This window comes from Bifidobacterium jacchi (assembly GCF_009078285.1).
Classification (GTDB): Bacteria; Actinomycetota; Actinomycetes; order Actinomycetales; family Bifidobacteriaceae; genus Bifidobacterium; species Bifidobacterium jacchi.
This window is the reverse complement of the sequence record NZ_RQSP01000003.1, coordinates 123,675-133,580: the sequence shown is the minus strand read 5'-3', so window position 1 is coordinate 133,580 and position 9,906 is coordinate 123,675. Positions and strand designations below refer to the sequence as shown.

The 9,906-nt window shown below is 61.9% G+C and carries 16 protein-coding genes; 11 read left to right on the top strand and 5 right to left on the bottom strand.

The window, feature by feature from the left end:
• Nucleotides 1-24: 24 nt before the first annotated feature.
• Nucleotides 25-642, top strand: a complete 618-nt coding sequence (locus tag EHS19_RS01795) for a hypothetical protein (protein WP_151916071.1) — start codon at nt 25-27, stop codon at nt 640-642.
• A 2-nt stretch (nt 643-644) separates the two neighbouring features.
• Here EHS19_RS01795 and EHS19_RS01790 read toward each other — a convergent pair whose 3' ends face one another.
• Together EHS19_RS01790 and EHS19_RS01785 are read right to left on the bottom strand one after the other, a co-directional pair.
• Entirely contained in the window at nt 645-905 is a 261-nt protein-coding gene (locus EHS19_RS01790) for a helix-turn-helix domain-containing protein (RefSeq protein WP_151916070.1), read from the bottom strand.
• Between the two features lie 78 nt (nt 906-983).
• Entirely contained in the window at nt 984-1,196 is a 213-nt protein-coding gene (locus EHS19_RS01785; protein ID WP_151916068.1) for a hypothetical protein, read from the bottom strand.
• 246 nt (nt 1,197-1,442) lie between these two features.
• Here EHS19_RS01785 and EHS19_RS01780 point away from each other — a divergent pair, with 246 nt between their 5' ends.
• The 3 genes from EHS19_RS01780 to EHS19_RS01770 are packed head-to-tail and all read left to right on the top strand — an operon-like array spanning nt 1,443 to nt 3,038.
• Nucleotides 1,443-1,781, top strand: a complete 339-nt coding sequence (locus EHS19_RS01780; RefSeq protein ID WP_151916066.1) for a hypothetical protein — start codon at nt 1,443-1,445, stop codon at nt 1,779-1,781.
• Between the two features lie 34 nt (nt 1,782-1,815).
• Entirely contained in the window at nt 1,816-2,268 is a 453-nt protein-coding gene (locus tag EHS19_RS01775) for a DUF6978 family protein (protein ID WP_151916065.1), read from the top strand.
• Nucleotides 2,265-3,038 (top strand): DUF1829 domain-containing protein, encoded by a 774-nt coding sequence (locus tag EHS19_RS01770; RefSeq protein WP_151916064.1) that lies wholly within the window; start codon nt 2,265-2,267, stop codon nt 3,036-3,038. Before EHS19_RS01775 ends, EHS19_RS01770 begins: the two co-directional genes overlap by 4 nt.
• Before the next feature lie 69 nt (nt 3,039-3,107).
• On the opposite strand, the gene EHS19_RS01765 is transcribed toward EHS19_RS01770, so the two are convergent.
• On the bottom strand, nt 3,108-4,052 hold the full coding sequence (locus tag EHS19_RS01765) for an LAPAL motif-containing putative phage structural protein (protein WP_151916063.1): 945 nt from the start codon (nt 4,050-4,052) through the stop codon (nt 3,108-3,110).
• 131 nt (nt 4,053-4,183) lie between these two features.
• On the opposite strand from EHS19_RS01765, the gene EHS19_RS11545 reads away from it, so the two are divergent.
• The 4 genes from EHS19_RS11545 (at nt 4,184) to EHS19_RS01755 (ending at nt 5,886) form a co-directional block, all read left to right on the top strand.
• Nucleotides 4,184-4,312, top strand: coding sequence for a hypothetical protein (locus EHS19_RS11545; RefSeq protein ID WP_277752778.1), 129 nt, complete (start codon nt 4,184-4,186; stop codon nt 4,310-4,312).
• A 67-nt stretch (nt 4,313-4,379) separates the two neighbouring features.
• Nucleotides 4,380-4,544, top strand: a complete 165-nt coding sequence (locus tag EHS19_RS10640) for a hypothetical protein (protein WP_175578240.1) — start codon at nt 4,380-4,382, stop codon at nt 4,542-4,544.
• Nucleotides 4,537-4,743 carry a helix-turn-helix transcriptional regulator gene (locus EHS19_RS01760; RefSeq protein WP_151916062.1) on the top strand — a complete coding sequence of 69 codons (207 nt, stop codon included), beginning with the start codon at nt 4,537-4,539 and terminating at the stop codon, nt 4,741-4,743. The genes EHS19_RS10640 and EHS19_RS01760 overlap by 8 nt, the downstream gene beginning before the upstream one ends.
• A gap of 3 nt (nt 4,744-4,746) precedes the next feature.
• On the top strand, nt 4,747-5,886 hold the full coding sequence (locus EHS19_RS01755) for a tyrosine-type recombinase/integrase (protein ID WP_151916061.1): 1,140 nt from the start codon (nt 4,747-4,749) through the stop codon (nt 5,884-5,886).
• A 275-nt stretch (nt 5,887-6,161) separates the two neighbouring features.
• On the opposite strand, the gene EHS19_RS01750 is transcribed toward EHS19_RS01755, so the two are convergent.
• Complete coding sequence (locus tag EHS19_RS01750; RefSeq protein ID WP_151916060.1) at nt 6,162-6,446, bottom strand: addiction module antidote protein; 285 nt, start codon at nt 6,444-6,446, stop codon at nt 6,162-6,164.
• Nucleotides 6,443-6,748, bottom strand: coding sequence for a type II toxin-antitoxin system RelE/ParE family toxin (locus EHS19_RS01745; RefSeq protein ID WP_151916059.1), 306 nt, complete (start codon nt 6,746-6,748; stop codon nt 6,443-6,445). The genes EHS19_RS01750 and EHS19_RS01745 overlap by 4 nt, the downstream gene beginning before the upstream one ends.
• A 310-nt stretch (nt 6,749-7,058) precedes the next feature.
• Between EHS19_RS01745 and EHS19_RS01740 the strand changes: the two genes are divergently transcribed.
• The 3 genes from EHS19_RS01740 to EHS19_RS01730 all read left to right on the top strand — a co-directional run bounded on the left by EHS19_RS01740 (nt 7,059) and on the right by EHS19_RS01730 (nt 9,859).
• The gene (locus EHS19_RS01740) at nt 7,059-8,552 is read left to right on the top strand and encodes an L-serine ammonia-lyase (protein ID WP_151916058.1); all 1,494 of its coding nucleotides are present in this window, start codon (nt 7,059-7,061) and stop codon (nt 8,550-8,552) included.
• Between the two features lie 125 nt (nt 8,553-8,677).
• Nucleotides 8,678-9,082, top strand: coding sequence for an FKBP-type peptidyl-prolyl cis-trans isomerase (locus EHS19_RS01735; protein WP_151916057.1), 405 nt, complete (start codon nt 8,678-8,680; stop codon nt 9,080-9,082).
• 297 nt (nt 9,083-9,379) lie between these two features.
• The gene (locus EHS19_RS01730; RefSeq protein WP_151916056.1) at nt 9,380-9,859 is read left to right on the top strand and encodes a GreA/GreB family elongation factor; all 480 of its coding nucleotides are present in this window, start codon (nt 9,380-9,382) and stop codon (nt 9,857-9,859) included.
• Nucleotides 9,860-9,906 lie beyond the last annotated feature (47 nt).

The window sequence follows — 9,906 nt, the reverse complement described above, 5'->3', positions numbered from 1 at the left end:
CTCCCTGCGGGTAGTATTCGGTTCATGGATTGGAATCTGTTCTGGACCGGGTTCGGTGCCGTCGGCGGCCTGTTCGGCACCGTCGCCGGCATTGTCGCCCTCGTCCAGACGGGCAAGGCGAACAAGCTCGCCGAGGACGCGAACCGTCTCGCGGAAGAAGCGAACCGCGTCGCCGCTGAATCCCTCAAGGCCGCGCATTCCGCCAATCAGCTGGCAGACCATGCGAACCAGATAGGAGAACACGCGAATCTGATCGCACAACGGGCGTTGGCCGCCGGCCGCGATCAGACCGTCTATCGTTGGGCGGCCGAGTTTGATGCAGATCGGGCCGAACTCGTCATCATCGATGACTGCGGTCTCGACGCACGAGACGTTCATGTCACCGTCCGATTCGAAGGACAGGCAGTAGGGGAAGGCGACGCCTCCCACCTGTCCGCATACGGACAGTTGACGCTCGAAGTGCCGCTCCTTGTCGAGAAGCTTCACGAAGAAGCCGTCTCCCTGAGACGGTCGGGTGCCATCGGCTCGCCGCATGTCAAGGCCGCGATCGGTGTCGTCTGGGTCAGCGAGTTCGGGGTGCACCGCAGTCTGGAAAGCGAGCAGGGCTTCGGCTATACGAAGCGAACGAAGATCCTCACCTGACATCACGCCGCCTCCCTGCCCGCGAGCACCGCAGGCTTCAACACAAACTCATCCTCAAGAAACTCGCAGGGGTCGTATCCGGTCAGTTCAGCGAAGTTTGCAAGATCGGTGATGGAGACCTTCACTTTGCCGTTGAGTCGCCGTGATGCCATGTCGAATGTCTGTCCGGTTTTCTCTGCGTATTCGGAGACGGATATCCCTTGTGAGGCTAGGACCGCCCGTGCCCTGTCAGTGAATCGCGTCTCAAGTGCCGATGTGGCCACGATGTTCCTCCTGTGACGGAATCGCGATGCTTGTTGTCGATGTATATGGGGCGGCGCTCGCCGCCCGGCTTGTGGTTTTCAGAGGATCGCGGCGAGCTGGCCGCTCGCTTCCTCGCTGATCCTGACCTTGGGGCCTTGGCCTCCGCGTCCGATCCTCACCGTCGTGGTGCCGTCCGCGTGGTTGGTGACGACCAGTTGGATCCCGTCCTCCGTTTCGGCGGTGAAGGTCCTCACGGCACCCTCCGTGGTGACTCTGGTCCTGACCTCGGTCCTCTCGATTTCCTGTGCCATCCTGCCTGTCCTTTCCTTGGCTGGTGATTTCCATTATTCGCTTAATTAAGCGAAAGTCAAGTATATACGTCGGTCGGGCGTGTCTTATTTAAGTGGATAGGGCTAAGGTATACAAACTATTGCGTATATAAGCGTTTTACCGCTTAAGTAAGCTAAGATGTAATCATGGGTAGAAACAGCATTGGAGTAAGCGGCTTTGCATTGACTGTAAGCCGAGCCATTAGATCACAGGCGGGGGTGCGCCGCTTGAATCAAAGCGAGTTCGCGCGGCTGATAGGGCGCAGTCCGACCTACGTCAGAGAACGCATCAATGACGAGAAAGAGTGGGCCTTAGGCGACATCGAGCGCATGTGCAAGCTTTGGGGGCTAACCCCGACCCAGCTCATTGAGGGTGCGCCTCGGCTTGATGACGCGGAGCATGATCGTGCTCCGGTGGAGCCTGATTTTCTTACGATGGCGGCGAAGCATGGGGACACGGAGGCCGAGCGTGAGGCTGCGTATCGTGAGGCGCGTGGCACGGATCCCATCGACATCGACGCATGGGCCGACCGGATCAAGGCCGAGGACAAGGTAAACGTCAAGTGATTCATTCGGCCGTGTTCAGATAGGAGAAGGGAAAATGTCAAGAAAGAACCGCAAGCCGATCTATACGCTTTCGCAGGACGAGGCGGAACGTCTTATCGCCGAGGTGAAGAACTCAATAGAGAAGCTGTTTGTCATGCCCGTGGCCGGAGAACGCAACGCCGAATTCCACGTGCTCGGCGACGACGGGGAGAAATTCACCATAGCCGTGTTCAAGGGCGCGATCAACGCCGACCGCCACTCCATGTCCGCTCGAATCACACGGCTCGGCGTGCCCCTGCTGCGGCTGTGCGTGAACGGCTCGACCCACACGAACCCCGACGGCACAAGAATCAGCGGAACCCACTGGCACATCTACAAGGAAGGCGAGGACGACTGGAACGCCCAGGCCGCGGACATCGAATCGCCGGACTTCGTGAACGATACAATAAGGCTGTTGGACAGATTCAACGTCATCCGCAGACCGGACTTCCAGGAGAAACTGATATGAACGCCACCACATCCATCGACGAGCTCATCGCGGAATACGGCGAATGGCTCAAACGCGAATCGTCCGTGCGCAACGTCGGCGAATGGCGCGAGGTCACCCTGCCGTTCCTCGACCGCTCCAACGACGACCTGTGCTTCTACGTCCGCACCACCGACGGAGTCACCTCGTTCACCGACGACGGGTACACGATGGCGTCCTTCGACCTCAACGGCGTCACCATCACCGAATCGAGACGCGAGCGCATCAATCGCCTCGCCCTGCGTTTCGGCGCCGTGGTCGGCGACGACGGGCAGATCACCTTGGAGACCGAGGGAAGCCGGCCGGACGCGATGAACCGTTTCGTGCAGGCGTTGACCGACATCGGCTCCATGCTGGAGACCTCGCAGAAGAGGGTGCTGTCCTATTTCGCCGACGATGTGGCGCTGAAGCTCGATGCATGCCAGGTGTTCTACACTCCGAACGTGGGCATTCGCGGCGTATCCAGCTACGAGCACAGCTTCGACTTCCTGTTCCAGCGCAGCGCCAACCATCCGACCCGGTTCTGCCAGGCTCCGAATCGATTCGACAAGGACGCCGTGAAGGACATCATGTTCGGATGGGATGACACGAAGAAGGATCCCAAGCGCAAGGAGTCCGAACTGATAGTCATCGGCGACGATCGGCAGACGCCGTTGCAGCGCGGCGCGCTTACCGCGTTCCGCAACTACGGCGTGACCGTCATCCCCTACTCCAAATTGGAAGAGAGGGCTCCCGTGGAACTCGCCGCGTAGCTTCGTCCATACGCGAGCCGTCCCGCCCGCTCCTTGCGAGCGCCGGGGCGGCTCTTGTCGTGTCTTGTCTCAGAACAGTGTGGGCTGGTCGGCGACTCCGCGGTGTTCGTGGACTTTGGTGATGGCGGCGTATCTGGTCGTGAGCCGGTTCTTCTCGTCCAGCGACTTTTCCACGCGCATGTCCACGCGGTAGATGTCGTTGGCTCGCATGGCCTCGTCGCCGTCGAGGACGCGTTTCTTGAACCGTTCGTCTTCAAGGGTCACGAACTGGGTCTTGATGCCGTCGGTGATGCGCCATTTGCCGTTCTCCCGGAAGGAGACGTCGAGTGCTTGGATGACGATCTCGACGGTGTCCTCGGTGTGTTCCTTTTCGCCGGGATCGTAATGGGAGATGGCGTCGGCGTCCTCCGTGCCGATCGTCTCGTCGTGCGTGCCGGACTGGAACTGGACGAGATCGATGCCGTCCTCCAGTGTGGGGGCGACGACTCCCTTGACGGCTTTGACGAGCTCCGGGTTCTTCAATGCTTCCATGGACGCTTTCAACCCGCGTATCTTCGTGCCGTCCGGGAATGTGATGTCCACGAGGTCGAGGCCGTTCTCGTCCTTGCCGGCGTCCGTTTTCTTCGTCGGCTTGATGTTTCTGGAGAATCGTTTGGCGAGTTTTATCACGCCGAAATATATGCCCATGAGGCCGGAGGCGTTGACTATCGCGGTCACGCCGTCCCCGGTGAGGATGCCTTCGGCCTCGGTGGCGAGGTGGAGGAGCAGGTCGATGGTGAAGGAGCCCTCGCGGGTCGCCTGCGCGTTGAGGTGCACGCGGGCCTCGGGGGCCACGTCCTTCTGCAGGATGTCGAACGCCTTGGCGAGGGACAGGAGCGCGGGGGCGAGCTGCTTCACGTCCATCTCGTGCATGTCCAGCGCCTCGCCGGCGTAGCGCACGTACAGGGTATCAGCGCTGTCTTCGTCGTGGGTGTTGGCGGACGTGTTCTCCAAGGGGGTGCTTGTGCGGGCCATTTTCTTCTCCTTTGCCGTCCATTCAACTCTGCGGTGTGGTCGTCGGCGTGTCCTGTCCGCTGCGGCTTGACCAACATACATAACTGTGCTATATTAGTTATGTCGGCAAAACAGAACAGCGAAAGGAGGTGATGCGGTTGAGATGGGATGTGGTCTCGGTCGTTCTCACGGCGGCGATGTTCCTGCTCCAGCTGATTGATTTCATCATCGACAAGCTCGACAGGCGGCGCAGACCGAAGCATCGGCGCACCAAGAAGTAGAGTCCGGGGGATTCCAGATATCCGTAGTATCCAGAATCCCCCTCCATCCCATCTTCCCGCAATCATCATGAAAAGCAAAATCAATGCGATATCCAGCATGATGCTGGGAGTGGCCACGGCATGCGGCGCGTTCGCCGGCTTCGACCCGCGGGCGCTGGCCGTCATGGCCATCGCCACCGGCTTCCTCGGCCTCATGGCCGGCTTCACGGGAAAGGTCGGGAAAGATGACTGAGCGGTATCTGAGCCTCAAGGAGGTCGGCGAGCGCCTCGGCGTGAAGAATCCGGCGGCGAGGGGCTATCGTCTGCCGGAGCCCGACGTGCTGGTGGGGACGACGCGCGGCTGGCGGCCGGAGACGATCGACGCGTGGAACGCGGCGCGTCCCGGTCGTGGGGTCGGCGGAGGCCGGCCGCGCAGGCATCCCGAGGGGTGAGGCATGGCGAACGTCACGAAATACTCGACGAAAGGCGGCGTGCGCTACCGCGTCCGCTACAGGAAGCCGGACGGGTCGCAGACCGACAAGCGCGGGTTCCGACGTAGGATCGACGCGGAACGGTGGGCGGCCGAGCACGTGACCATCGCGAAGGCACAAGGCGCTTTCGTGGACCCCCAAGCGGGACGCATCACAGTCGGCACCCTGTCGGAAGCGTGGCTCGTTGCGAAGAGGATATCTTCAAAAGCAAGCCATTACCGCGTACTGGCCGACGCTTATCGCACGTGGGTTGAGCCAATATGGGGGAGCGTCCCGGTAAGCGAGGTGACACGCGAATCCGTGCAACAGTGGATCGCGGAAATTACGGGTAAGAGGAGCGCGAGCGTAGTCTTACGCGCCTACGGCATCCTTGCGGGGATCCTCGATAATGCGACGGCTGATCGGCGGATCCACTCAAACCCTGCGCGCGGCGTGGAACTGCCGCGTAAAAAACCGCGAGCGCACCGATATTTGACCGTAGCTCAGCTCATCAGCCTAGCCAGCGAAGTAACACCATGGCGGCGTGACATTATCCTACTGCTCGGCCTCTGCGGGATGCGCTGGGGGGAGCTGGTGCCCTTGCGAGTCGGTGACGTTGATCTGACCAGGCATCGGATTCGTATCGCTGCATCGGCTCCAATGGTCGCCGGCGTCATTGTGCCGGATGATACGAAGACTCATGAGGCGCGGATTATCATGTATCCGGCGGTTCTTGACCCGGTTTTGCGAGCGCGTTGCGTGGGCAGGCCTTCGGATGCGCTGCTGTTTGAAGCTCCCGGTAAGCCGGGGGAGATGATACGTGAGTGGGGGAACGCGTCACGGTCGGATGGCTGGTTGTCTGTGGGGATGCGTCGAGCGGGGATTGAGGGGCATCTGACGATTCATGATTTACGGCATACTGCGGCGAGCATCATGGTGTGCAGCGGCGCAAACGTGAAGGCGGTACAACGGCAGCTGGGTCATGCGTCGGCTGCGATGACCTTGGACGTGTATGCAGACTTGTTTGACGATGATCTTGACGTGCTTTCGGAATCGATGGGAGCGCTACTGGCTCAGGAGAATGTGGGCAAATTGTGGGCAACCGTCGAGAGTGAGGCTGGGTAAGGCTAGTATTTGTAAGGGTTTTCGGCGGTATTTCTTGCGGGTTCGAGTCCCGCCGGAGGCACGTTCCAAGAGTAGTGCGAATAGGCCGCTTTCCCTTACGGCAGCAGGGGGAGCGGCTTTTTCGTTTTCCGTGTTTTCGACTCTGTCCCCCATTTCCAGATTCAACGACCGCATCATCCTTGCGGGTGAATGCGGTCGTTGTTCGATCATTCCCGTTGCATGGTAATGACCAATCCGGCAACAGTATGCGGGACGGTCGCGTCAAGTAGGGCCGGTCAGGCGGGTTGGACGGTGAGGCGTCCGCCGAGCGCGTGGATGACCTTGAGTATGGTCGCGAAGCTGGGGTTGCCGTCGCGGCTGAGGCTCTTGTACAGGCTTTCGCGGCCGACGCCGGCCTCCTTGGCGATCTGGGTCATGCCGCGGGCCTTGGCGACGTTGCCGATGGCGGCCTGCATGAGCGCAGGGTCGTCGTATTCGGCGATGGCGTTGAGGTAGGCGATGGCGTCCTGCTCGTCTTCGAGGTATTCGCTGGTGTCGTAGTCGGTGAATCCGGTGCTCATTGCTGCTCCTTGTGGTCGTCGAGAATGCTGTGCGCCCGTTTGATGTCCGCCTGCTGGGTGTTTTTGTCGCCGCCCGCGAGCAGCAGCATGAGCACGTCGCCCTCCATGGCGTAGTAGACGCGGTATCCGGCCCCGAGATGGAACCGCATCTCACTGACGGGCCCGCCGACGGGCTTGATGTCGCCGAGGGGATGCCCGGCGAGCCTGATGGCATCGAGACGGGCGGCGATGGCGGCCTTCGCCTGACGGTTCCGCAGCTTGCGGAACCATTTGGCGAATTCGGCGGATTGCTTGATCTCCATACCCACAATCGTATTCTATAAGATACATTGATGCAAGTCGGCGAGCGCCTGAACCGGATTCATTCCCATCGGGCCCTATCGCGTTCTGCCGTGTCCTATCGCTTTTCGCCGCTTGACGACGGCTTCATGCCATTACGCCGTGCACGGTCGTATCCGCGAGCCTGATGTGAGCCTGCAGCACGTTCCAGATCAGGTAGACGGGCGCGTTCCCGTCGGCGGCGATGGGTCGGATGATGCCGTGTTGGGACGGTGCAATGCGGGCGAGGCGAGATTCGGCCGTGGGCACGCTTAGGGGCTATACTGACACCTGATGTTCAGCATTCTCGATATGTTCACAATCGGCGTGGGGCCGAGCTCGTCCCACACGGTGGGGCCGATGGTCGCCGGCCGTCGCTTCGCCATGTCGCTGGTAGAATCCGGCGTGATCGACCGCGTTCGCCGCATACGCGTCACCTTGTACGGCTCTCTGGCGCTGACCGGACTGGGCCATGGCACCGACCGCGCGATCATGGCCGGTCTTGAGGGCGGAGTTCCGGCGAGCGTCAACACCGATCATGTGCTCACCATCCGCGAGGAATGCGAGGCGGACGGCACGATCAACCTTGCGGGCGTGCATTCGGTGGGTTTCGACTATGATCGCGACATCGTCTTCGACCGGTGGCATCGCATGGCCGCCCATCCCAACGGCATGCGCTTCCAGGCCTTCGGCTCCGCAGGCAACACTGCGGACAACACTGCGGACGGCTCCGCGGGCAGCCCCCTCGACGAGCAGGTCTGGTATTCGATCGGCGGCGGGTTCATTCGCGAAGGTCGCCCCGACGACCAGATGATCGGCATCCATGACCGCCCGCCTGCGGGCACGGCGTTCGCCGATCAGGATGAGGCGTCAAGCACCGATTTCGGCCCGCATGTGCCATACGACTTCACGTCGGGCGACGAACTCGTCGCGCTGTGCGGCGAGCATCATACGTCCATCGCCGAACTCGTCTGGGCGAACGAGACCGCCACGCGGCCGGCGAGCGAGGTGCGCGCCGATCTGCTCACCGTGTGGCGCACCATGCGCGAATGCGTCACCAACGGGTGCACCAGCGAGCTGGCCACGCTGCCGGGCGGACTCGACGTGCCGCGGCGCGCGCCGAAGATGTACGCGCGGCTGGCGGCCAACAGCGACGTGCTCAAACGCAGCCATCGTCTCGACGCGGCGCTTGAGGCGTCGGATGCGGCATGGGTCGATCTGTTCGCGCTCGCCGTATCCGAGGAGAACGCCGGGGGAGGGCGGGTCGTGACGGCCCCCACCAACGGCTCGGCGGGCATCATACCGGCGGTGCTGCACTATTATTGGCATTTCGTCGATTCCGCCAACGAGGATGGCGTGGTCGAGTTTCTGCTGACCGCCGGGGCGATCGGATATCTGTTCAAACGCAACGCTTCGATCTCCGGCGCGGAGGTCGGCTGCCAGGGCGAGGTCGGCGTCGCCTGTTCGATGGCGGCGGCCGGTCTGTGCGCGGTCATGGGAGGCAATCCGGCGCAGGTGGAGAACGCGGCGGAGATCGGCATCGAACATAATCTGGGACTCACCTGCGATCCGGTGGGCGGCCTGGTGCAGATTCCGTGCATCGAACGCAATGCGATGGCGGCGAATACGGCGATCAACGCGGTCAGGATGGCGATGCTCGGCAACGGATCGCATATCGTCAGCCTTGATCAGGCGATCAAGACGATGAAGGACACCGGCGAGGACATGATGGCCAAGTACAAGGAGACCAGTCAGGGCGGGCTTGCCGTGAACGTGGTCGAATGCTGAACGGCTGCGGGGCGGGCCTTCGACGCATCCGTGTCGCCACTGGTGTTAAGGGAGTGTAAGGGAGCTTGCGCGCCGGGGCCGCTGCGGGTAGTCTATAGCACATTGCGTGTCCACAAGGAGGATTTATGACGACGAACATGCCGAAGGTCAACGCCGAGTTTGGCGCCATGCCGCAGATTTCGTTCGAGGGCGAGGCGCCGGCCGGGCTCAAGTCGGTCGAGCTGGTCGAAGGCGACGGCCCGATCGTCCGCCGCGGCGATACGGTGACGGTGAACTATCATGGCGTGGTCTGGGGCAAGGACAAGGCGTTCGACTCCAGCTTCGAGCGTCATCAGCCGGCCAGCTTCGGCATCGGCGTCGGTCAGGTGATTCGCGGCTGGGATCAGACGGTGCCGGGCCACAACGTCGGCTCGCGTCTGGTCGTCTCCATTCCGCCTGAATACGGCTACGGCTCCCGCGGCGTTCCGCAGGCGGGCATCGGCGGCGGGGACACACTGGTGTTCGTCATCGACATCATCTCCACGAGATGAGCGTGATCGTCGGGCGGCCTTGAACCGACCGACGGCGGCATCAGCGGGCCGGGCCTTCCTGACGGAGCGCCCGGCCTCCTGAATATTGACGCACTGCGGGTACCGGCACTGCGGGTAACTGCACTGTGGATAGCGCAACCAGATCGCGGCATCGTCGAATCCAATGATCCGGCCTTGATGTGCTGGGCATGCTGACAGGCCCTGCATCGGGTCGGATCGTCGTATTCATGATGCGGCAGACGATACGTCAACCATTTCAATAATCATTCAACAATCAATGCAACAGAAGGAACGACAATGACCGAGGAAAAGACGATTCTGCTCACCCAGGAGGCGTACGACACGCTCAAGGCGGAGCTCGCGCACCGCGAAGGCGAGTACCGCGACGAGATCACCGAGCGCATCGCCACCGCCCGCGCGGAGGGTGATCTGTCGGAGAACGGCGGCTACCAGGCCGCCCGCGAGGAGCAGAGCAAGAACGAGGGCCGCATCAACGAGCTGACCGTCAAGCTGCGCAACGCGAAGATCGTGGAGGCGCCGAAGGCCGGCACGGTCGGCAACGGCTCGCTGGTCACCATCGAGCTCGCCGGTTCCGAGATGACCTACGTGCTCGGCGCTCGCGACATCGCGGTCGCCACCCATTACGACGTGCTCAGCCCCGAGTCGCCGATCGGCGCCGCCATCCTCGGCGCCAAGACCGGCGATACCGTCAGCTACAAGGCTCCCAACGGCCGTGAGATCTCCGTCACCATCAAGGACGCCAAGCCGCTGAACTGACGCGCGGCGACTGCGTGCAATGAACGGGCGGGGTCATGCGATATATG

Excerpts from the sequence above, each read along its gene's own strand:
- EHS19_RS10640 (WP_175578240.1), top strand. The coding sequence starts at position 4,380 with ATGAAAAGCAAAATCAATGCGATATCCAGCATGATGCTGGGAGTGGCC.
- EHS19_RS01750 (WP_151916060.1), bottom strand. The coding sequence starts at position 6,446 with ATGAGCACCGGATTCACCGACTACGACACCAGCGAATACCTCGAAGAC.
- EHS19_RS01795 (WP_151916071.1), top strand. The coding sequence starts at position 25 with ATGGATTGGAATCTGTTCTGGACCGGGTTCGGTGCCGTCGGCGGCCTG.
- EHS19_RS01760 (WP_151916062.1), top strand. The coding sequence starts at position 4,537 with ATGACTGAGCGGTATCTGAGCCTCAAGGAGGTCGGCGAGCGCCTCGGC.
- EHS19_RS01785 (WP_151916068.1), bottom strand. The coding sequence starts at position 1,196 with ATGGCACAGGAAATCGAGAGGACCGAGGTCAGGACCAGAGTCACCACG.
- EHS19_RS01730 (WP_151916056.1), top strand. The coding sequence starts at position 9,380 with ATGACCGAGGAAAAGACGATTCTGCTCACCCAGGAGGCGTACGACACG.
- EHS19_RS01765 (WP_151916063.1), bottom strand. The coding sequence starts at position 4,052 with ATGGCCCGCACAAGCACCCCCTTGGAGAACACGTCCGCCAACACCCAC.
- EHS19_RS01735 (WP_151916057.1), top strand. The coding sequence starts at position 8,678 with ATGACGACGAACATGCCGAAGGTCAACGCCGAGTTTGGCGCCATGCCG.
- EHS19_RS01775 (WP_151916065.1), top strand. The coding sequence starts at position 1,816 with ATGTCAAGAAAGAACCGCAAGCCGATCTATACGCTTTCGCAGGACGAG.
- EHS19_RS11545 (WP_277752778.1), top strand. The coding sequence starts at position 4,184 with ATGCGGTTGAGATGGGATGTGGTCTCGGTCGTTCTCACGGCGGCGATG.
- EHS19_RS01770 (WP_151916064.1), top strand. The coding sequence starts at position 2,265 with ATGAACGCCACCACATCCATCGACGAGCTCATCGCGGAATACGGCGAA.
- EHS19_RS01755 (WP_151916061.1), top strand. The coding sequence starts at position 4,747 with ATGGCGAACGTCACGAAATACTCGACGAAAGGCGGCGTGCGCTACCGC.
- EHS19_RS01745 (WP_151916059.1), bottom strand. The coding sequence starts at position 6,748 with ATGGAGATCAAGCAATCCGCCGAATTCGCCAAATGGTTCCGCAAGCTG.
- EHS19_RS01740 (WP_151916058.1), top strand. The coding sequence starts at position 7,059 with ATGTTCAGCATTCTCGATATGTTCACAATCGGCGTGGGGCCGAGCTCG.